General features: G+C 42.8%; 17 protein-coding genes. 1 reads left to right on the top strand and 16 read right to left on the bottom strand.

Annotation, left to right across the window (positions count from 1 at the left end; genetic code table 11):
- Positions 1-69 precede the first annotated feature (69 nt).
- The 9 genes from gltB to A7P55_RS00840 all read right to left on the bottom strand — a co-directional run bounded on the left by gltB (position 70) and on the right by A7P55_RS00840 (position 12,731).
- Positions 70-4,548 (bottom strand): glutamate synthase large subunit, encoded by a 4,479-nt coding sequence (gltB, locus tag A7P55_RS00800; protein ID WP_171550734.1) that lies wholly within the window; start codon positions 4,546-4,548, stop codon positions 70-72.
- A gap of 453 nt (positions 4,549-5,001) precedes the next feature.
- Entirely contained in the window at positions 5,002-5,865 is an 864-nt protein-coding gene (locus A7P55_RS00805) for a hypothetical protein (protein WP_171550735.1), read from the bottom strand.
- 19 nt (positions 5,866-5,884) lie between these two features.
- A complete protein-coding gene (gene aroB, locus A7P55_RS00810; RefSeq protein WP_171550736.1) occupies positions 5,885-6,967 on the bottom strand; it encodes a 3-dehydroquinate synthase in 1,083 nt (360 codons plus the stop codon).
- 20 nt (positions 6,968-6,987) lie between these two features.
- Entirely contained in the window at positions 6,988-7,548 is a 561-nt protein-coding gene (aroK, locus tag A7P55_RS00815; protein WP_216077927.1) for a shikimate kinase AroK, read from the bottom strand.
- A 19-nt stretch (positions 7,549-7,567) separates the two neighbouring features.
- On the bottom strand, positions 7,568-9,697 hold the full coding sequence (locus A7P55_RS00820) for a type IV pilus secretin PilQ family protein (protein WP_171550963.1): 2,130 nt from the start codon (positions 9,695-9,697) through the stop codon (positions 7,568-7,570).
- A gap of 61 nt (positions 9,698-9,758) precedes the next feature.
- Positions 9,759-10,286 carry a pilus assembly protein PilP gene (locus tag A7P55_RS00825; protein WP_171550737.1) on the bottom strand — a complete coding sequence of 176 codons (528 nt, stop codon included), beginning with the start codon at positions 10,284-10,286 and terminating at the stop codon, positions 9,759-9,761.
- Between the two features lie 2 nt (positions 10,287-10,288).
- Positions 10,289-11,026 carry a type 4a pilus biogenesis protein PilO gene (locus A7P55_RS00830; RefSeq protein WP_171550738.1) on the bottom strand — a complete coding sequence of 246 codons (738 nt, stop codon included), beginning with the start codon at positions 11,024-11,026 and terminating at the stop codon, positions 10,289-10,291.
- Positions 11,023-11,673 carry a PilN domain-containing protein gene (locus tag A7P55_RS00835; protein WP_171550739.1) on the bottom strand — a complete coding sequence of 217 codons (651 nt, stop codon included), beginning with the start codon at positions 11,671-11,673 and terminating at the stop codon, positions 11,023-11,025. Before A7P55_RS00835 ends, A7P55_RS00830 begins: the two co-directional genes overlap by 4 nt.
- Positions 11,673-12,731, bottom strand: coding sequence for a pilus assembly protein PilM (locus A7P55_RS00840; RefSeq protein WP_004803903.1), 1,059 nt, complete (start codon positions 12,729-12,731; stop codon positions 11,673-11,675). Before A7P55_RS00840 ends, A7P55_RS00835 begins: the two co-directional genes overlap by 1 nt.
- Before the next feature lie 162 nt (positions 12,732-12,893).
- Between A7P55_RS00840 and ponA the strand changes: the two genes are divergently transcribed.
- Positions 12,894-15,488, top strand: a complete 2,595-nt coding sequence (gene ponA, locus A7P55_RS00845) for a penicillin-binding protein PBP1a (protein ID WP_171550740.1) — start codon at positions 12,894-12,896, stop codon at positions 15,486-15,488.
- A gap of 15 nt (positions 15,489-15,503) precedes the next feature.
- Here ponA and A7P55_RS00850 read toward each other — a convergent pair whose 3' ends face one another.
- From A7P55_RS00850 to rsmH, 7 genes are read right to left on the bottom strand one after another with little or no spacing between them, the layout of a single operon-like run.
- Positions 15,504-16,322, bottom strand: a complete 819-nt coding sequence (locus A7P55_RS00850; protein WP_171550741.1) for a putative RNA methyltransferase — start codon at positions 16,320-16,322, stop codon at positions 15,504-15,506.
- Between the two features lie 59 nt (positions 16,323-16,381).
- A complete protein-coding gene (mraY, locus tag A7P55_RS00855) occupies positions 16,382-17,500 on the bottom strand; it encodes a phospho-N-acetylmuramoyl-pentapeptide-transferase (protein WP_004803897.1) in 1,119 nt (372 codons plus the stop codon).
- Positions 17,501-18,898, bottom strand: coding sequence for a UDP-N-acetylmuramoyl-tripeptide--D-alanyl-D-alanine ligase (gene murF / locus A7P55_RS00860; RefSeq protein ID WP_171550742.1), 1,398 nt, complete (start codon positions 18,896-18,898; stop codon positions 17,501-17,503).
- Positions 18,899-18,920: 22 nt separating this feature from the next.
- The gene (locus A7P55_RS00865) at positions 18,921-20,420 is read right to left on the bottom strand and encodes a UDP-N-acetylmuramoyl-L-alanyl-D-glutamate--2,6-diaminopimelate ligase (RefSeq protein ID WP_171550743.1); all 1,500 of its coding nucleotides are present in this window, start codon (positions 20,418-20,420) and stop codon (positions 18,921-18,923) included.
- Between the two features lie 7 nt (positions 20,421-20,427).
- Complete coding sequence (gene ftsI, locus A7P55_RS00870; RefSeq protein ID WP_171550744.1) at positions 20,428-22,257, bottom strand: penicillin-binding protein PBP3; 1,830 nt, start codon at positions 22,255-22,257, stop codon at positions 20,428-20,430.
- A 10-nt stretch (positions 22,258-22,267) separates the two neighbouring features.
- Entirely contained in the window at positions 22,268-22,606 is a 339-nt protein-coding gene (locus A7P55_RS00875; protein WP_005297388.1) for a cell division protein FtsL, read from the bottom strand.
- Between the two features lie 2 nt (positions 22,607-22,608).
- Positions 22,609-23,529, bottom strand: coding sequence for a 16S rRNA (cytosine(1402)-N(4))-methyltransferase RsmH (gene rsmH / locus A7P55_RS00880; protein WP_171550745.1), 921 nt, complete (start codon positions 23,527-23,529; stop codon positions 22,609-22,611).
- Positions 23,530-23,589: the final 60 nt, after the last annotated feature.

Genomic DNA, 23,589 nt, shown 5'->3' on the forward strand with positions numbered 1-23,589 from the left:
CTCTCTCCGTGGGTAGGCGCAGCGATGTCCCTCATCTCTGCACCTGCCTATGTCTATGCAGTCGTGGAATTATTGTGGATCAGCTTGGGTTGTTTTCAAAAGCGTTTGCAAATTAGCAGCTTTTGGTTTTACCAGCCAGAACTTACGACTATAGAAGTCGAACTCATTACGGATCTTGTAGGCCCAAGCACTACCCGTCTCTTGGATATGTTCGTCAAGAATACGCAGTAGATTTTCTTTGTGGTCTTCCATCGCTTCTGTAGAAATACGATTGAGATCAATAAGTTCGTGGTTATAGTAGTCAACAAAGTCATTATCAAGGTCAAGTACATAAGCAAAACCACCGGTCATGCCTGCACCGAAGTTATGACCCACTTTACCCAATACGGTCACCACACCACCTGTCATATATTCACAACAGTGGTCGCCCGCACCTTCAATCACGGCAAATGCGCCCGAGTTACGAACCGCAAAACGCTCGCCCGCAGTTCCCGCCGCAAAGACTTTACCACCAGTCGCACCATATAAACAGGTGTTACCAATGATCGCAGTATTTTGCGTTTGGAATGGTGAACCTTTTGGTGGGAAGATCGATACTCGACCACCCGCCATACCTTTACCGACATAGTCGTTGGCATCACCTTCAAGTTTGATATGCAAACCACCTGCGTTCCAAACCCCAAGCGACTGACCTGCTGTACCGACAAGGTTCATCACCACTGGGCTGTTTTCCATACCCAAGTTGCCATAACGGCGTGCAATTTCTCCTGAGATACGTGCACCAATCGAACGGTCACAGTTACCTACTGTGAAGTTGAATGAGCCGCCAGCACCTGCTTCAATTGCTGGTAACATCTCTGCCACCATTTTCTCCGCCAATACGCCTTTATCGAATGGTGCATTGCCTTGAACTTGGCAATATTGCGCCTTGCCTTCAGCAGCAGGATGCGAAGTTAATAACGCACTAAGGTCAAGATGTGCGTGCTTGTCTGTTTCACCTGGTAAAACTTCAAGTAAATCAACACGGCCAATCAAGTCTTTTAATGATGCAACACCAAGTGCAGCTAACCATTCACGCGTCTCTTCAGCAATAAACTTGAAGAAGTTGATCAGCATTTCTGGCTCGCCAATATAATGCTCTTGACGTAAATGATCTTGTTGCGTTGCAACACCAGTCGCACAGTTATTCAAATGGCAAATACGCAGGTATTTACAGCCTAAAGCAATCATCGGTGTCGAACCAAAACCAAAGCTTTCAGCACCTAAAATTGCCGCTTTCACCACGTCTAAACCTGTTTTCAAACCGCCATCGGTTTGAACACGGACTTTACCACGCAAATCATTTACACGAAGGGCCTGATGCGCTTCACTTAAACCGAGTTCCCATGGTGAACCCGCATGGTGAATCGATGACAGTGGAGATGCTGCTGTACCACCGTCATAACCAGAAATGGTAATGAAGTCGGCATAGGCTTTTGCAACACCTGCCGCAATCGTTCCAACACCCGGCTCTGATACCAATTTTACCGATACCATCGCTTGCGGGTTGACTTGTTTTAAGTCAAAGATCAATTGCGATAAATCTTCAATCGAATAAATATCATGGTGCGGTGGTGGTGAAATCAAAGTCACACCTGGTACTGAGTAACGTAAACGTGCAATTAAGCCATTCACTTTACCGCCTGGTAACTGACCACCTTCACCTGGTTTTGCACCCTGTGCAACTTTAATCTGCAACACTTCAGCAGAAGTTAAATATGCAGGAGTTACACCAAAACGACCTGATGCAATCTGTTTGATTTTCGAGTTACGGATTGTGCCATAACGCGCAGGATCTTCACCGCCCTCACCTGAGTTTGAACGACCACCAATGGTATTCATGGCAATTGCAATTGCTTCATGCGCTTCTGGTGATAATGCACCTAAAGACATGCCCGCAGAGTCAAAGCGTGGAAGAATATCTTCAATCGTTTCAACTTGATCTAAGGCAATCGAATTTGTTGTTTTTAACTTAAATAAGTCACGGATCGTTGCGACAGGACGGTTGTTGACCAGTTCTGCATATTCTTTAAAGTCAACGTATTGACCAGAACGAACCGCTTTATGCAAAGAGTTGATCACGTCAGGGTTGAACGCGTGATACTCTTTACCAAATACGAATTTAAGCAAACCACCTTGATCAATCGGCTTACGATGCTGCCAAGCTGTGGTTGCTAGTTTTTTCTGATCTTTCTCTAGGTCTGCAAATGTTGCACCTTGAATACGGCTTGGTACGCCAAGGAAACATTTATCCACCACTTCAGATGATAGACCAACCGCCTCGAATAATTGACCACCGCGATAAGAGGCAACTGTTGAGATACCCATTTTAGAAAGGACTTTAAGTAAGCCTTTTTCCATCCCTTTACGGAAGTTCGCTTGCGCCTGAATTGGATCACCCAATAACTCGCCTTTTGCAACCAAATCATTGATCACATCATAAGCCAGATATGGATAAACTGCTGTCGCACCAAAGCCAAGCAATACTGCAAATTGATGTGGATCACGTGCAAAACCAGTTTCAACTAAAATGTTCGCATCGGTACGCAAACCCGTTTTAATTAAATGATGGTGAACCGCACCTGTTGCCAATGCTGCGTTTGCAGGTAAGAAACCTTCACGGAAGTTTTTATCCGTTAATACGATTAAGGTTTTACCATCACGTACGGCCTGTGCTGATTCTTCACAGATACGTGCAATTGCTGCTTGTAACCCTTCAGCTTCGACATAGTTCAGATCAATATCGACAACACCATAACCCTCGCGTTCTTTTTCAACATCACGAAGCTGCTGCATTTTTGAATTAGACAATACAGGGCTTGAAATGATGATACGGTCTGCATGCTCTGGACCTTGCTCGAACACATTTTGTTCGCGACCCAAACAAGTTTCCAATGACATCACGATCGATTCACGTAATGGATCGATTGGCGGGTTGGTCACTTGTGCAAACTGCTGACGGAAATAGTCAGAAACATGGCGAACTTGACGAGACAATACCGCCATTGGCGTATCATCACCCATTGAACCGACTGCTTCTTGGCCGCTTTCTGCGATTGGACGTAACAATTGGTCGCGCTCTTCAAATGTCACCATAAACATTTTTTGAGCTGCTTTTAATGCATCACCCGTTAAACCTTGGTCAAGCAATTGCTCTTCAAGCTGTGGATTGGCTTGTAAACGAATCGCATGATCACGTAACCATTCACGATATGGACGCATATTTTTAAGGTGATTGCTGACATCTTTAGTCTCAAGCACTTTGCCTGTTAAGGTATCAATCACCAAGATTTGACCAGGGCCGACACGGCCTTTAGATACGACATCTTCTGGCTCATAACCCCATACACCAATCTCAGATGCAAGGGTAATGTAATCATTTTTGGTGATCACCCAACGCGCTGGACGTAGGCCATTACGGTCTAACATACAAATTGCATGACGACCATCTTGAATCACCAGACCTGCAGGACCATCCCAAGCTTCCATGTGCTTCGAGTTGAACTCATAGAATGCACGTAAATCAGCATCTAAAGTCTCGACGTTTTGCCATGCTGGTGGAACCAACATACGGAGTGCACGGAACAGATCCATACCACCACCAACCAAGATTTCAAGCATGTTATCTAAGCTTGAAGAATCCGAGCCAGTACGGTTCACAATTGGATTTAACTCAGTTAAACCTGGTAGTAATGGGTTTTCAAATTTTGGTGTACGTGCCAAAGCCCAGTTACGGTTTGCGGTAATGGTATTAATTTCACCATTGTGTGCAAGGTAACGGAAAGGCTGGGCCAACGGCCAACGTGGTAAGGTATTGGTCGAGAAACGTTGGTGGAATACCACAATATGTGATTTTAAACGTTCATCCGCCAAGTCAGTATAGAAGTCAGCAATTGCCGCTGGCATCATCAACCCTTTATAGGTGATAACAGTCGTTGCCAACGTCGTCACATAGAAAAGTGGATCATTTTGTAATTGTTGTTCTGCACGACGACGAGCCAAGAAGAGCTTACGGTTAAACTCAACTTCAGTTAAACCCATCGGGCAGTTCACTAGAATTTGTTCAAATGCAGGTAAGGATTGTAGTGCAATCTCACCCAAAGCATCATTATTGGTAGGTACAACACGCCATGCTGCAACAGTTAAACCTTCAGCAGCAATTTCTTTATTCAAAATATTTTTGGCATTTTGCGCTAAAGCAGGATCGATGTTTAGGAATACCGTACCAGCAGCAAAAATCTCAGTCAGATTACTACCTAATTTCTGTGCTTCTTCACGGAAAAATTGTTTCGGCATCGCCAATAACAATCCGCAACCATCTCCTGTCTTACCATCCGCGGCAATACCACCACGGTGCGTCATGCAACTTAAACTGTGAATCGCAGTTTCGACCAGATGATGGCTTGAGTCACCCTTCATATGGGCAATCAGACCAAAACCACAGTTATCCTTAAACTCATCAGGCTGATATAAACCTTGAGCGGGAGCTACAGTATTAGGCGATGGCATGTGCATAGCGTACCCTTCTTTCAACATGGCTCTTTCGAGCAACAAACAATCAATTCATTTTCTGCGATATTGCCGATTAACTCATACAAAGTTCAATGCTTCGCGAAAACATTTTTCATGGCGAATTTGCAATATACGTCTTTCCTTTACGAGATTGCACCCTATAAAGTGTTTTCAGTTATTACACCTTCACCTAGCTTTGTAAAGCACAAAAACTTTCCATTTCACCCAATTAATGAACTGTTTAGCACAAAACAGGGCAATGAGCAGACAAATTAGCACCACAAAAAAGCAAAAAACATGCCATATATGCATGTTTTTACTAAATCATTAAAAAAGTTAAAATAACATCAAGATAAGAAGAAGGATGCACTCATTTTTGCGCATAAAAATGCACCAAAAAACCACATGATGCTATAAAAAGAACCACTAATGCACAATTATAGTGCAATATTAATTAAAAGGATCACTCACTTCACGCTTTGAAGCATCTGAATTTTCTTTTATTTTTTCAGCAGTTGCAGGTGGTTTTGGTGCAGATTGGGTCTGTTTTACATTGACTACATTACCCTGCGCATCACGCTGTGTAACTGTAGTCTTCACCGTCGATGGTTCTGTGCTACGTACAGCCGTTGTACTCTGAGATGCACCGCTTCCCATCAGTAAACTCTCATCTACTCTAGGTAATGCCGCTGGTCTTAACTGAACTGCATAAAGTTGATTGGTTGCTGACTTCATTTCGTCAGCACCTAGATCATTCACTAAGGCTGTATAACTTGAGAATTGATGCGCCGTTGGCTGAACAGATTCAGGTAGTGCTAGATTTAATTGTGCAAATTGGCGACTTGCATCTTCAGCATTCGTAAATACACCATAGCCGAGAACATATTGCTCAACCTGATCTTCACCACTCAAACGGAAATATATAAATTTTCTGCGATCTTCGCGGTTCAGTAGAAAATTTTTGACAATCGCTTCATCTGAACTACGGAAAATTTCCATGGTCCATCGCTGCTGATTTTCTTTGATAAATTTAGTGCCACGAAATTCTGGTGCATGATCATTGGAAACCACGACACGTGTGGTTAAATCCAAAGGCTTAACTTCATCCGAAAGAGCGCCTAAATGCGCTGTCGCAGCAACCTTTTCTGGCTGAATTTGGACTTGGGTTTCGGTTTGGGATGGCTGCTGTTCTTTGACCAACACTTGACTATCGGTAATACCCCAAAATATCAATGCAGCTATTAAACAAGCTATGGCAAAAACCAGCCAGCTATATTGTTGAATATTTTGCCAAATTGATCGTGATACAGCCATGCTTTTCCCAAATGATTAATTATGCAGATTGATTTGCAAGAATAGATTGTTTCATCAGCTCAACATCAAAATCTTTGGTAATCACCGCTTGCCCTAATTTCTTCAATAAAACCAAGCGCAATTGACCATTTAAGACTTTTTTATCGTGCGACATATAAGCCAAGAATTCATCTAATGGAATTTTCGGACATGATATCGGTAAATTAGCACGTTGAATGATATTTTTTGTACGTTGCAGATCTTCCGCAGAGATCCAACCTAAACGTTGCGACAAATCTGCAGCCATGATCATGCCGGTTGCTACCGCCTCACCATGTAACCATGTGCCATAACCTAGATAGGATTCAATTGCATGACCAAAAGTATGCCCAAGATTGAGCAACGCACGCTCGCCCTGTTCTTTTTCATCATTGGCCACGATACGTGCTTTATGCGCACATGAACGAAAAACTGCTTCAGCCAATAAATTTGCATCACGCCCAACTAAGGCATCTATGTTTTGCTCTAACCAAACAAGGAAATCGACATCACCCAATAAGGCATATTTAATCACTTCAGCCAAACCCGCAGAGAGTTCACGGTCAGGTAAGGTATCTAGTTGCGCCATATCTGCAAGCACTACTTGTGGTTGCTGGAAAGCACCCAACATATTTTTACCTAAAGGATGGTTAATTCCCGTCTTACCCCCAACACTAGAATCCACTTGTGATAATAACGTGGTAGGCACCTGCACAAAATTCACACCGCGTTGGAAGCAAGCCGATGCAAAACCCGCCATATCCCCAATCACACCACCACCTAAGGCTAATACCGTACAATCACGGTTAAATCCTGCTTCGAGCAGGGCATCAAAAATGAAGTTTAGATGCTGGATATCTTTATATTTTTCACCATCGGGCAAAATGCATTGCGCCACTTGTTTATCCAACTGAGTTAACGCATTCACATAATGTTCGAGATATAACGGTGCAACAGTGGTATTGGACACTAACATCACTTGTCGGCCGTGTAGATACGGTTCGAGTAAGCTTTTAGGGTCTAAATGACTGCCAATAAAGATTGGATAACGACGATCACCTAACTCAACATGTAACGTTTGCATAAACTTAAACCAACCAGAGACTACTTAACTTGTTTAGATAAAATAACGTGCAAAATACGTTGTGCTAAATCCCGTGCTGCACCTTGATTTGTTTCAATTATATAATGTGCGACCTCACGATATAAAGGATCGCGAATCGTCAATAGATCACGTAATTTTTGCTCTGGGTTTTCGACTTGTAATAATGGGCGATTTTTATCGCGATAGGTTCGCTGTAGCTGTAGCTCTACAGGAGTATAAAGATAAACAACGATACCGCGTTGTTTTAAAAATTCACGATTCTTCGCTTGAGTAACAACTCCTCCACCGGTCGCCAACACCAATAAGGAACGAGAAGTGAGATCATTTAAAACATTGGTTTCACGCAAACGAAATCCAGCTTCCCCTTCTTTTTCAAAAATCCATGGAATGGTCGCGCCTGTTTTACGTTCGATCTCATGATCACTATCAATAAAATCTCGGCCTAACAATTCTGCTAAATGTCGGCCAACTGTTGTTTTCCCTGCCCCCATCGGCCCTACCAAATAAACATTTGGTAGGGTTTCAAACGCTTTGCTTGGCAACGCGCCACCTATATTCATTGCAATTATTGAAAATATATTAATGATTTCTGGTCAAAGTGTCATTAACAATTCTCGGCGTCACAAAAATAAGCAGTTCACGTTTATTATCTGTTTTGCGCTCTCTACGGAATAATTTACCTAAATAAGGAATATCCCCCAAGAAAGGTACCTTTGTCTGTGAATTAATATTCTCTTGTTCGAAAATACCACCAAGCACGACTGTTTCACCATTATCGACCAGTACATTGGTATCAATTGAATTTTTATTAATTGTCAATTGTCCTGTTGGTGTTGGGTTACTTGGTGAATCCTTAGTAATATTCAACTTCATCATAACTTTACCCTCAGGCGTAATACTTGGGGTAACATCTAGACTTAAGGTTGCATCAATAAACTCAGTTTTCGGCACTGCATTCGCGCCTCCCCCCGAAGAAGATGCGTATGGAATTTTAGTCCCCGATTCAATTTTTGCAGGCTGTTTGTCCGCAGTCATGACTTTTGGCGTTGAAATTACTTCACCATAACCATCTGCTTGAACAGCCGATAGCTCTAGATCCAGCATAAAGTCAGACAAACTAATCAAACCAAAAGCAATACGGCTTGCCCCAGGCGTCACTGCACCTAAATCCACATTGAGATTATCTGGGCGCTCAATCTCATATTTCCAGCCGCCAGTCTCACTATTCTTTTTCGGATCTCGTAAATTCCAGAGTGTTTTATCACTACCACCGACTAACAGGTCATTATTATTAGTAATCCCCTGTGACAATATCCCCCATTTCACCCCCATTTCTCGGGTAAAATCGGTACTGGCACTAACAATACGTGCTTCAATCATGACTTGTTTTACTGATACATCAAGTAAATCCACCATTTTACGAATCTGGTCAATTTTCTGGGAAGTGTCATTTACGATTAAGGTATTGGTTCGAGGGTCAACCGAAACGGTACCACGAGGACTTAACAACCCTCCAGACAATGTATCATTTCCGCTTAAACCTGAACTATTATTACCATTATTATTTTTTCCTTGAGTTATTAGTTTTTCAATTTCAGCTGCTTTCGCATAGCTTAATGTAATGTACTCTGTTTGTAGAGGAGCTAATTTTACACTCTGCGCCATCGCTTTGGCTTCTTCTTCTTCGGCTTTAATTAGTTCAGAAACAGGTGCAATCCAGATCACATTACCATTGCGACGCTTATCCAGACTTTTTGTTTTTAGCACAATATCAAGTGCTTGATCCCAAGGCACATCTTTAAGACGTAAGGTGATATTACCTTGGACTGTATCAGCTGCCACCATATTAATGCCAGTGAAATCCGCCAACAACTGCAATACACGGCGCACTTCAATATCTTGAAAATCTAAAGAGATTTTATTCCCAGTATAGGTTTGTGTCTTGGCTTTGGTTGGAGAGTTATCTATAGGACGTTTCAGACTAATCGTGAGCTTATTCTCTGCCTGATACGCCATATATTCATAGCTACCCGCAGATTGAATGGTAATCACACCATTGCCTTTATCATTATAGGCATCAATACTGGCAACTGGCGTTGCGAAATCATTGGTATTTAAACGGCGAGCTAAATGTGTCGGAATTTTATTCCCTGCTGTACGCACGACAATTTTACTACCTTGTTGTTGCACATCCACAGGGGTGTTATTACCCAGCAAATCAATCACAACCAAGCCTTCACCTTGGTTGCCTCTTTGGAAACCAATATTGGAAACGCCTTGCTGTACCTGACGTGCAGCGGCAGCAGGTGTATTTATCGCAGCAGGTTTGGCTGAGTTAATTTTAAGAACAAAGGTATTGCCTTCAACTCGCGTGGTAAATGCACCCGCATCTTTTAGATTCACAATCACACGTGAGCGCTGATCATCCGATGCAACCTCAATCGAACTCGCTTCAGCAGTTGATACTGGAATCGAGTTTTGCTTTAGACCCTGTTGTGACTTATCAAAGTCCAAAATCAAACGAGCAGGTTGTTCAAGTTGATAAGCTTGTGGTTGTGGTGGGAGGCCATTAAACATCACACGAATTTCCGTGCCCTGATCACCCAAACTTATTGGTATAATATTGGTCATACTCACTTGCGCTGATGCCACTTGCATCACCGCAATCGCAATCGCACCCATAGAAAATTGACGGAATGCATGATTCATGGTCTTCGCTTCCCCAAATAAAGAATTTTTAAACTGTTTTTTCATTTTTATTCCCTTAATCTTACGGTGCTGGTCCAATTAAAACGAGTGTACGTGGTCTCTCGACATAGCCTTCTCGACCGTCAGGTACAATCTCCACCAAATCGATTTGGGTTGGGCTAATTTTAATAATACGCCCTTGATTCATCCCCAAATAACTTCCGACTTGCACACGTTCAATTTGACCATCTGGTGTCTGAATCAAGGCAATAGTATTGCTGGTTTTACCCCGCATACTCCCCTTCATATTCAACGATTCCAGCGCATAACTCTCTAAAGGCTGTGGCTGGCGATTAAAATTCGGATAAACCCGTTTACCCGCCATAATCTTCAATTCAGCAGCCAATGAGCTTGGCATAAATGGGCTTTTAAGCTGATGAGCTGAATAGTTAAACAATGGTACAGGGGTAAAAATTGGTGCAGGTTCAATTGGCAAAGGTGGTTGATTACGAATATCCGCCATCTTCTGATTCACCGCATCAATACGCGAATCACATCCCACTAAACTCGCCCCAATTAATAAACACAGTAATAATTTATAATTATTCACGACTATTTCCCTCCTTGTGCAGGTGGAGTAGTTGCTGTTTTAGCTTTACCAACAGTATTCTTTGTTTGCTCATCCGCTCCAACATAACGATATGTTTTTGCTTTAACGGTATAATTGACAACAGGAATGTCAGATTTTTTCTGTGTATTTTCTTTTGCTTCTACCGTAAAATCATGCAAGGTCACGATACGCGGCAAAGCGGCAATGCCTGTCACAAAAGCACCAAAAGCATGATAATCACCTGTGGCATCAATACTGATTGGCTGTTCAATAAAGAATTCTTGCTTAACTTCACTCTCAAGACGAATATTTTTAAATTTCAGCCCTGAATTCACACCAGTTAAGTTAATATCCTCAACCAAGCTTGGAATTTCCGTCTCTTTAGGCAGTTGCTCTAACTGTTGGTTAAAGTTAGCTTCCATTTCTTGCAATTGCGCTTGATATTGTTGCAAATTACGTAATTTTGAATCTTTTTCTTTAAACTCATTGAGCAAACTTTGTTCTTGAGCTTCGGCGTTTGAAATCGATTCAAGCTGAGACTTAATCACCACAAAATAACCCAATGCTGCAACCGCCAAGAAAACAAAAATCCAGCAGGTAATTTTGACCGATAATGGCCAACTGCCATAGTTATTCATATCCAGCGTATTAAATTGCTGGAAGAATTGGTCTACCGTCATTTTCTTTTTCTTCACAGCAACGGTGTCTTGATTTAAATCATCCGATTTATCTAACTTCATTTTGTCACCCCTACTGCCCCTGATGCTGCAACGTCTGACGTTGGCGCCGCCTCAGCAGTTGTCCCGATTTCACCTAAATCTACAGTGACAACAAAGCTTCCATAATTTTCCTCAACACGAGGCACCAAAGAACTTGCTGTTTTGTCTTTATTTTTGTTTTCATCCACGGCAAGGAAGGAATTCATAAAGGCATTGCGATACCAAGGAGAAGCTTCTAGATTACGTAGAAGTTCAGCCACCGTATTTGGACTTTCAGCTTTTCCTTCAATCGTGAATTTATCCCCTGTACGACTAAACTTGGTTAAATACATGGTTGGAGGAGTCACTCGTACCAATTCATCGACCAAACGTACAGTCACAGGACGTTGCCCTTGTAAACCTTGAATCAGTTTCATGCGTTCAATAATCGCATTACGTCGTTCTTGTAGGCCATCCAATGCTTTTAATTGGGTATCTAAATTCTGGTTGGTACTCACAATCAGTTGGTTGGCTTGTTCTTGATCATTTAGTTTATGATCAAAATATATCCACCCCGAAAAAACGGATGCAACCCCTAATGCAGCAACCCCAACACAAAATGCGACAAACTGTTTCTTTCTTTGTTCTCTTAGCTCATCACGCCAAGGGAGTAAGTTAATCTTTGCCATTAATCAAAACTCCTCAATGCCAAACCACATGCAACCATCAACGAGGAAGCATCGTTTTCAATTTTTTTAATATCAATTTGGGGAGAAAAACCCATTTGTAGAAATGGGTTGGCAATGGTGACACGATAACCGAGTTTTTGTTGTAATAGCTTAGCTAGACCTGGAATATTGGCATTCCCACCAGCCAATAAAATATGATCAATTTCATTGAATTGAGAAGATGAAAAGAAAAATTGGAGTGAACGCGCAGCTTGTTGTACGACAGCGTCCAAGAAAGGTTCTAGGACTTCAGTATCATAATCATCGGGCAAGGTTCTTTCTTTTTTAGCACGACCAGCTTCTTCAAAAGACAGTCCATAGCGACTCTGAACATCTTGGGTCAATTGGCGACCACCAAACACTTGCTCACGTGTATAGATGATCTTGCCTTTTTGCATAACAGATAAGGTCGTCATGGTATGACCAATATCCAAAATCCCCACCGTATTTGCGCCCATTGGTAGCGTATCTGCAAACACACTGAACGCACGCTCCATCGCATAGCTTTCAACTTCTGCAATTTTTGCAGTTAAACCCGCCAGCTCAAGCACTTCTACACGCGTGTCTACATTCTCGGTGCGCGTTGCAACCAAGAGCACATTTACCCGGTTTGGATTGGCCAAACGATCAGGTAAAACTTCAAAATCTAGGCTCACTTCATCTAATGGGAACGGAATGTATTGCTCAGCATCCATACGAATTTGAACTTCTCGTTCTTCATCCGTCATGTCAGCATCCATCTCGATGATCTTATTAATGACCATCGATGTCGGTACTGCAATCGCAACATTCATAGTGTGAGGATTTGCAAGGTTGACCACTCTCTCAAGCGCATCCCCTACCGCCTCTGGATTCAGTATGCTTTTTTCAACCACGCTGCTTTCAGGCAATGGCATCACAGCATAACTTTCAACCCAATATCTACCGTTCTTTACAGAGAGCTCCAATAATTTAACAGTTGTCGAACTAATATCGACACCCGTTAACCCCTTATTTGGTTTACGATATAACCTGAGCACAGTACTTTCCTATTTATTTTTTTATCCCCAAAAATACAACACACTAATTTGTTTTGGTCTTTAATTGATACGGATACAATAACTCATCTAACAATCCGCATGTCTAAAGGATATACTGACCACAATTAGTTTGCCATTCGCTCTTATTAAAACTTACTTATTATGAAAAAGCTATCCAGTTCTGGTATTGTTCGCCCATTTTTTTTGATCATTATTATTATCTTAGTCTCACTTCCAATGGGATTTTATGGCATGTATCTCTATCTCGCACCTTCACTGCCAGATATGAGTTCACTTAAAAAAGCGCCTTTACTAAAACCATTGCAAGTTTACACGGCAGATAATCAGTTAATTGCAGAATATGGCGGAAAATTATCCATTCCAGTTAAGTATGAGCAAATTCCGCCAACCTTTATTCATGCTTTTTTAGCAGCGGAAGATTCATCCTTTTTTGAACATAATGGTATTAGTTTTAAAGGGCTTGGGCGAGCACTTACTGAATCTGTTACAGGGTCTGATGTCCAAACTGGGGGCTCAACCATTACCATGCAGGTGGCAAAGAACTATTATTTAAGCCCAGATCGAACACTTCGACGCAAACTAACTGAAGTGTTTTTGGCACGAAAAATTGAGCAAAACTTAACAAAACAAGAAATTCTAGCGGCTTATGTGAATAAAATTTTCTTAGGTAAAAATGCCTATGGTATTGCTGCTGCGGCACGTGTCTATTACAACAAAAATATTGGCGAGCTGACCACAGCACAAATGGCAATGATTGCAGGTCTACCTAAGGCACCTTCAAAATATAATCCAGTGGTTAATCCTGAGCGTGCACTTGAACGTCGCAACTGGATTTTAGGACGTATGTTACAACTGGGCTATATCAACCAGAATCAATACCAACAAGCTGTTGCAGAACCCATCAACTTAAATATGATTGATCGTTCGGTCAGCAACGTATTCCCCTATGTCGGTGAAATGGTTCGTTCAGAACTGGTTGAACATTTTGGTGAACAAGCGGTTGACTCAGGTTATAAGGTATACACAACGGTTGACAGTAACCGCCAACGTTATGCCGAACAATCCATTCAAGATGGTTTAGAGGCTTATGATCGTCGTCATGGCTGGCGTGGTCCCGAAGCACATGACAAACCACTGAAACAATTTATTGCTTATGCAAACACTTATCCTGCCCAAGTGGTAAAGGTCAATAACAATTCTTTTGATGCCTTGATGCAAGATGGCTCAACAGTAACGGTCAACTGGTCTGGGATGTCATGGGTTCGCCCGTACCGCAATGCCAATAGCGTCGGTGGAGCACCTTCGAACGCCTCACAAATTGTCAAAGTCAAAGATATTATTCGTCTACGTCCAAATGAAGGCAAAACGGTTTGGTCTTTGGTTCAAGTTCCAAAAGTCCAAGGACAGCTTATTGCAATTAATCCCAATGATGGCGCAATTGAAGCCGTTGTGGGTGGCTATAACTTTTATCAATCTAAATTTAACCGTGCTGTACAAGGTTGGAGACAACCAGGTTCTACCATTAAACCATTTGTCTATGCCCTGGCTTTAGAACGTGGTATGACCCCGTATAGCATGGTCAATGACAGCCCAATTACAATTGGCAAATGGTCTCCAAGAAACTCTGATGGTCGCTATCTGGGTATGATTCCTTTACGCCGTGCACTTTATTTATCCCGTAATACGGTTTCAGTGCGTTTATTACAAAACGTGGGGATTGAACGTACCCGTCAACTGTTTATGGATTTTGGTTTACAAGAAGATCAGATTCCACGTAACTATACCATTGCCTTAGGTACACCGCAGGTACTGCCAATTCAAATGGCAACAGGTTATGCAACTTTTGCCAATGGTGGTTATCGTATTCAACCGCACTTCATTACACGTATCGAAGATGCGGCGGGTAAAGTGATTTATGAAGCAAAGCCTGAGTACGCGTGTATTCCATGTATCAGCAATCCAAATACGAATACCGAACAGCAAACAGTGAAAGCGGATGAATCCAAAGACAAGGTGACAGAAGTTAGTAACCAAACTTTAGATGAAGTCTCTGCAGCCTCTGAAGCACAAATAATGCCTGCTGATGCGGCACAAACAGCAAAAGCCAATAGTGATTATCGTCAAGCGCAACGTATTTTAAAATCAAGTTCAGCCTATGATATGGCCAACATCTTACGGGATGTAATCCAACATGGTACTGGTCGAGCTGCACTTAAAATTGGTCGTGATGATCTCGGTGGTAAAACAGGAACAACCAATGACGCTAAAGATGCTTGGTTCGCAGGATTTAATGGTAACTTAGTTGCAATTGCTTGGGTCGGTTTTGACCAACCACGTACACTGGGTCGTCGTGAATATGGTGGCGTTGCTGCACTTCCAATCTGGACCAACTTTATGGGCAAATCTTTAAAAGATACGCCATCAGCTTGGGTGCGTTTGGATAAAGAAGCGAAAGATCCAATCTCTCGTGATAAGTTACAAATCCAGCAAAGCGAAGATAAAAAAGAGTATCGCGCCTCTCCACCGTTGGCGCGCCCACTTTATCGCCCTGCACCACCTGCACCAGTTCGCTCAACACAAAATGATTTCTCAGACCTGCCTGGAACAACCCCAGTGACTGACGAGCAGCCTATTGTCCCAGCGAAAAAGCAACCGCCAGCAATGGGTTCAAATTCACAGAACCCACCACCAAAAGAAAAGGATGGGATTGAGCATTTGATCAATCAAATCCAGTAAATAAAAAAGAAGCCATCACATTGATGGCTTCTTTCTTTTTTGGAATAAATAAATCTGAAAGGCTGCAGTCACAGCAAATAGCTGCGCTTGCTCAAGTACTTTTCGTCGTTCAGGGTTTGCTTTATAAGCATAAGGTGTCATCGCAATTAAATTCTTTAACGCTTGCTGATCCAACTGCAGCGGTGCTTCAACAATCTGTGTCTGTTTTAACTCAAACTGGGCATCTAGCTGTTCTACAAATTTTTGCGGTTCATGCAAATTCACTTGCTCAAATAATGCCTCACGTAAATCATAAAGATGTTTAGGTGCAGGTGTTGCCACAATTAAATAACCATCATCACGCAAGACTCTGACGATTTCATCTTGTGGAATCGGACTAAATAGACTAGTACAAATATCAATGGAATGATTTTGCACAGGCAAGGTTGCACCTGTTCCAACCACCCATATCACCTCTGCATTTAACTTTGCTGCGCGCTGCACGGCTGTTTTGGCAATATCCACACCGATACACTGCTGGGTATGTGCTTGCATGGCGCTAGTGTAATAGCCTTCACCACAACCAATATCTAAAATGGCTTGAGGTTTAAGTTGCTGTAGCATTTTAACCACAGCCTGTTGCAAGGGTTGATAAAAACCTGCTTGCAAAAATTCACGACGTGCCAGCACTGACTCAGGGGTATCCCCTGGACTTTTACTATGCTTATGCTGCACCACGTGTAAATTAACATAGCCCTGTTTGGCTACATCATAGTGATGTCCTTTTTCGCAACGCCAAGAATTCTCAACCAAATTCAAGGATTGGCGACAAACAGGACACATCAACAAACTCATCTATTTTCTCCAAACATAAAAAAAGCTGGTCAATACCAGCTTCTTTCTTGAATCTTGGTTTAACGTAATTTTAAGGTCATTAAGCCTAACACGACGAGGAAAATGGTAATAATCCAGAAACGAATCACAACCTGAGTCTCTTTCCAGCCTTGCTTTTCGTAATGATGATGCAAAGGTGCCATCAGGAACACACGCTTATTCCGCATCCGTAATGAGCCGATTTGCAAGAATACAGAAATCGCCTCCATCACAAACACACCACCCATAATGGCAAATACAATTTCCTGACGAACCATCACCGCAATCGTACCAAGCATCGCACCAAGCGCCAAAGCACCCACATCTCCCATGAAGACTTGGGCCGGATGTGCATTGTACCAAAGGAAGGCCAAACCAGCACCAACCATGGCAGAACAGATCACCACCAGTTCAGAGGTATATTTTACATAAGGAATATGCAAATAATTAGCAAACCGAATATCACCAGATAAATAAGCAAATACGCCTAAACCCGCTGCGACCATCACAATTGGCATAATCGCCAAACCATCCAAACCATCGGTCAAGTTGACCGCGTTGGATGCGCCATTAATCACCAGATAAGTAAACGCAATAAAGGCTAAACCTAACGGCACAGCTGAAAGTGGAATAGAAAGATTCTTAAAGAATGGAATCAACAAATCCAACATGTTGGCTGTATGTTCTATGCTGTCCTGTTGTTTTGCAATCACATACAGTGCAATACCAGCTCCCAGAGAAGCAACTGAGGTCCAGAAGAATTTTTTGCGTGCAGGTAAACCCGCATTGTCCTTATAACGGACTTTAATCCAGTCATCCGCCCAACCAACAGCACCAAACACCACCATGACACCGAGCACAATCCAAACATATGGATTAGATAAATCAGCCCAAAGTAAGGTACTAATCCCAATGGAGAGTAAAATAAGAATCCCGCCCATGGTTGGGGTTCCCATTTTTTTAGCATGGTTTTCAGGCGCAAAAGAACTCACAGCCTGACCATATTTTAATGCTTGTAATTTACGAATCATCACTGGGCCTAAAACCAGTCCGATCGTCAAGGCCGTCAGTAAGCTCAACAAAGAGCGTAATGTTAAATAACGAACAACTTGAAACGAACTGTTATAGTCCGCTAATTGCTCAAATAACCATAACAACATTTAAATTTTCTCCATCAAGTCAGCCATCAACGTTTCCATATGGGTATAACGAGACCCTTTGAACAGGAAACTCATGGACTGGGGTTGATGTGTTTGGACTAAATTAATTAAAAATGGTAATGCTTCTGCTTGTGTTGCAAAGGCATGTAGCTTTTCTGAATGAGATGAACCTTGTTGCGCTGCTTCAGCAAATTCACCAACCACAACCAAGTGATCAAGTGGCACAGTTGCCAAGTCACGGCCTAGATCGTGATGTTCCTGCCAACTGCTGTCGCCTAACTCACCAATATCTCCCATCACCATGACTTTTAAGCCTTGCTGTTGTAGCAAAACCTGTGCCGCTGCACGCATCGAAGTCGGATTGGCATTATAGGTATCATCAATAAACAAATGATGTTGATGTTGAATAAAGTTCAAACGACCTTTGGCACCTTGTGCTTGCTCTAAGCCTTGCACAATATCATCCAATGCAATACCCAGTGCTAAAGCAAATGCTGTGGCTGCTGCTGCATTCTGTACATTGTGCGCACCCGCAAATGGTAAATTCACTGCACGCACACCTTGTGGTGTATGCAAGTTAAACTGTGCTGATTGAGGATGCAATTGCACATCTGTCGCAAAAACATCACCACCCTCACCAAAACTCAGCATTGAATGTGTTTGCGCATTCTCACGAATCGTTTCAGAAAAATCATCTTGTGCAGGAACGATTGCAGTACCTTGAGGCAAAATATGCGCATAGATTTCTGATTTAGCGCGGCATATACCTTCGCGCCCACCAAATTCACCCAAGTGTGCGGTGCCAATATTCAAAATGCCCGCCACATGCGGCTGCACCAGATTCGAAGTGTAATCAATTTCACCCTGATGACTCGCCCCTAACTCCATCACAGCATATTGATGCTCAGGACGCAATTCCAATAACATCATCGGTACACCGAGATCATTATTTAAATTGCCACGGGTAATTAAGGTCGGCGCCAAGCGAGATAAAATACTGCCCAACATTTCTTTGGTGGTGGTTTTACCACTACTACCTGTTAAAGCAATCACTTTCAACTGCGGGTTGTGTTGGCGACGATAAGCACCCAACTGCCCCAGAGCCAAACGCGTATCCTTGACGACCAACTGTGCAATATCCGCATCGACAGGATGATCAACAATCGCAATTTGGCACCCTTGTGCTGCTACTTGTGCGACAAAATTATGCGCATCAAAGCGTTCACCTTTTAAAGCAAGAAATGCATCGCCCGCCTCAGCATGACGTGAATCAGTTAAAATACGTTTAACTTCACCTAGCGGAAGCTTGTGTTTATGCCACTGCCCTTGTGTGGCTTGTTGTAATTGTTCTGCGGTCCAAGGTTGTAATGGAACAGTACTGGTCGTTGAAGTATGCATACGCTTTATTTACCTTTTAACCTTATTGCGCAGGATAGGCTGAATCGACAGGATGTGGCTGTGCATCAATCGCAGACTGCACCTCAACCACATCATCAAACCAATGACGAACCCCTTCGATTTCCTGATAGTTTTCATGTCCTTTGCCCGCGATCACCACAATATCACCTGCTTGGGCTTGTGCCACCACACATTTAATCGCTTCACGACGATCATGAATTTCATGCATCTCATGTTCTGCGAAATTGATGCTTTGCTTCATATCCGCAAAAATCTGTTCAGGATTTTCAGTCCGTGGATTATCCGAAGTAAGTACAACGGGATTGGCATGATCAAGTGCAGCTTGGGTCATCAGTGGACGTTTACCACGGTCACGATCTCCGCCACAACCGAATACCGCCCATAACCGGCCCGTGACATGACGTTTCAATGTAGTCAGTACTTGAATCAAGGCATCAGGTGTATGTGCATAATCGACAACAAACAAACGCTCAGCATCTTGAATCACCTGCATTCGGCCAGGTGCACCTTGGAGCTGCGGTACGAACTGAACTAAATCAGCCAAGGCAAAGCCTGCATACTCTGCTGCAATCAGACTTGCCAATAAATTTTCGACATTAAACTGTCCAAGCAATGGACTTTGTACTGGATAAGCACCTGTTGGGCTGATCAGCGTGAAACTTGCGCCACTTAAACGATATTGCAAATCTGCAATATGATAATCAGCCGTGGTTTGGGTTAAAGAATAAGTGAGAATCTTTGGCTGCGATGGATTTGCTTGAGCTGCATTCAACATCAAATGTGCATGTGCATCATCCAGATTAATGACGACAGCTTTTAAAGTCGTGAATTTGAATAATAAGGCTTTGGCCTCAGCATAAGCGTCCAAAGTACCGTGATAATCTAAATGATCGCGACTTAAATTACTGTACACCGCAATTTCAAGCTCACAACCATTAAGACGCCCTTGCTCCAAACCATGTGAACTGGCTTCCAGTGCAACAAAACTCGCGCCTTGTTTGGCATAGTCATGTAACGCATGTTGCAGTTGCAGTGCATCCAAAGTGGTATGCGTGGATGGGGTTAAGTTTGGCAGAATACCGTTGCCTGTCGTCCCCATTACTGCACAGCCTTTGCCTTGTGAGCTAATCAGCTCCGCAATCAGGCGTGAAATCGTGGTTTTTCCATTGGTTCCCGTCACCGCAATACCACGTAAGGGCTGAACAGGATCGGCTGCTTGTAAATATTGCTGTTGCCATTCACCCATCTGATAGCGGACATCAGCACAAACCCATTCGTTTGCGAGACCCAATTTAGTCTCACTGATCACAGCCAATGCGCCTGCATCCAAAGCATTTTGCGCAAACTGGCGTGTTTTTTCAGGTTGACTATAACTATTTAAAGCAATAAAAATTTGACCAGCAGCAACCTTGCGACTATCCAAAGAAAAACCCTGAAAAGGTTGGGTATACCAAGCCGCATCTATGCTGATCGGGTGTATCTGTTGAAAACGAATCGACATAATTTACCTACGGATTGGATTTTATAGAAGTATCAAGTGGCTTATCTAAAGGCACATTCAAAAGGCGTAAAGACTCTTGCATGATGCGCGCAAATACAGGCGCAGCAACCAAACCACCGTAATAACGACCTTGTGGGTTTTCAACCACGACAATCATGGCCAAACGCGGATCACTGATCGGCGCAACACCTGCAAATAAAGCACGATACTCGCTGTTTGAGTAACCTTTACGGTCTGCACGTAGTTTATGCGCTGTCCCTGTCTTCCCCCCAACACGATAGCCAGGAATTACCGCTTGTTTCGCAGTACCACCAGGCATCGTCACTTGTTCAAGCATAGTGAGGACTTGATCGGCAATTTTAGGACTCAATACCTGTGTACCTTCTGGTTCTTTGTCTAATTTACGCAAGCTTAATGGCATTTGCACGCCATGATTTGCCAACATGGCATAACCTTGTGCCACCTGCAAAATTGTTGCGTTTAGACCATAACCATAGGCCATGGTTCCCAACTGAGACGGATTAAGCTTATCACCCGAATAAAGCAAACCAGAACTTTCGCCCGGAAATTTCACCGCTGAACGATGACCAAAACCAGCACGTCTAAAGAATGAAGGAACCGTATCTTTTGGTAAAGACAAGGCGATTTTTGCCGAGCCTACGTTTGAGGATTTAATAATCACGCCTGAAACGGTTAAAGCACCATAATTATGTGTATCACGAATGGTATGCCAACCTAAACGCATTGATCCTGGTGAAGTATTTACAATGGTATTCGGCGTGTATTTACCGCTTTCCAAAGCAGCTGCCACAGTAAATGGCTTCATGGTTGAACCTGGTTCAAACATATCAATCGCGCCACGGTTACGCATCGCATCTTTATTGCTGAGACCATTCTTATCGTTCGGGTTATAAGATGGCCAACTGGTCATCGCCAAAATTTCACCCGTTTTAACATCGACTGCAATCGCAGTTGCTGAGCGTGCATTGTTGGCAACACCAGCAGCAGTCAGTTCACGGTACATAATATATTGCAAACGTGAATCGATACTCAGGGTGACATTTTCACCCGACTCGACTTCTTTAATCACTTCTGAAACTTTGAGACGATTACCCTTTTTATCGCGGATAATTTTCTGTTCGCCATCCATGCCTGACAACTGTTTATTCAGTTGCATTTCCAAACCTTCAATCCCCACTCCTTCACTATTGGTCAAACCAATAATCTGTGCATTCGGCTGCGGTTGTGGGTAGTAGCGTTTATAACTTTTCTCTGCATAAACGCCTTGGAAATTACGCTTGGTAATCAAGTCAGCTTGCTGTGGTGGAATTTCTTTTTGCAAAACTAAATAACGTGAACGTGGACGTGCCTGCATTTGTTTCTTTAAATCTGCACGATCTACACCCACCGCATCTGCCAGTTCATCTAAGTTTAAGTTTTTATCAGGCAATTGACGTTTTAATTTACGATTATTCGGGTCTTTTTTGAGTTCAGCTGTAATCTCGTCAAATTGTTGTTTGGTTTCCCAATAATCTCTTGGGTCCATCACAATTTTCATGATCGGCGTACTAATCGCCAAAGGTACACCGTGACGATCACTAATCACACCACGCATCGCCTCTAAACGCTCAGTCCTTAAAATATTGGCATTGGCCTTATTTTGCAAAAAGTCTTTATTGACCACTTGCACATAAAACGCACGGGCAATCAACACCACAAAACAAAGCAGCACCGTTCCCCAAAGCAGATAAAATCGCCACATATCCAAAGCAAGGGTCGGTCTTTCAGAAATAGACTGCTGTTTTTTTCGTATTGGTTTAGTTCGCTTATCTGCCATACAGCATGCCTTATTTATCTTGCTTTGAAGTCATAGGTAAAGAAATCACGACCGTCTGCGTTGCTGGCGGTGAGAACATACGGAGTTGTGTGACTGCGCGAGAACCAATCTGTGCGGTTGCACCAAAGGTTTGCTGTTCAATCAATAAACGCCCCCATTCAGCGTTTAAATCATCTCTTTCACGCATATATGCACTCAAGTCACGATAATCATGGCGGTATTCAAATACTTGGAACACCACCATCATCGCACTTGTAAACACCAATGCAACGAGTACAGCATATACAACAACCTTTTTCAGTCCTTTTCTGCTGCTTGGTCTAACGTCGTCATCATTCTTGTTGTTCATTCTCAGCCTTTTTGCTCTAAACGCTCAGCCACACGTAGCCATGCACTACGCGAACGAGGATTTGCTTTTACTTCTGCTTCACTCGCACGAATACGAGAAACTTTCTTTAAACGTCGAGTATCAACCTGTGCTTGAGGCATGCCCCAGCCCGTGTCTTCAGCCAAACTCGATTCTTTTTGAATAAACTGCTTGATTAAACGATCTTCCAAAGAATGAAAGCTAATCACTGCCAGTTGTGCAGTTGGTTTTAATAATGTGACAGCTTGCGGTAAAAATGTCTCGATATCATCGAGTTCTTTGTTAATGGCAATACGAATCGCTTGGAAAGTACGCGTTGCAGGATGCTTATGCTTTTCCCATTTTGGATGGGCGGTTTTAACCACTTCTGCCAGTTGGGCTGTCGTTGTCATTTCACCTGCCAGTTTAATGGCTTTGGCAATACGACGGCTATAACGTTCTTCGCCATATTGGTAAATAATGTTTGCGAGTTTTTCTTCTTCAATCTGAAGCAACCACTCTGCTGCGGTCAAGCCTTGCGAATTGTCCATTCGCATATCCAGTGGCCCGTTTTGCATAAAGCTGAAACCACGCTCTGCTTGGTCCAATTGCGGTGATGACACACCTAAGTCAGCCATAATGCCATCGACTTCAGTCAGACCAATTTGAGCTAATTCGGATTGAATATCTGCAAAACTGGCATGAATAATTTTAAAACGTGGATCTTCTTGTTCTAATTGTGCTGCAACTTCAAGGGCTTGTGGATCTTTATCGAAAGCGTAAACACGTGCATTTTGGTCGAGTTTTGAAAGTAACAACTTGGTATGTCCACCACGACCAAAGGTCGCATCGACAAAAATACCAGTATCGCGACCTGCCAATACGCCATCAACGGTTTCATGAAGTAAGACAGAAATATGCGACATAAGAAATGAATCAACAGCTGAAAATGTAACTGCACATTATCACCTTGTTTTATGCCAGCA

Origin of the sequence: Acinetobacter sp. Ac_5812 (assembly GCF_013072695.1) — a bacterium.
In the GTDB taxonomy this organism is placed as follows: Bacteria; Pseudomonadota; Gammaproteobacteria; order Pseudomonadales; family Moraxellaceae; genus Acinetobacter.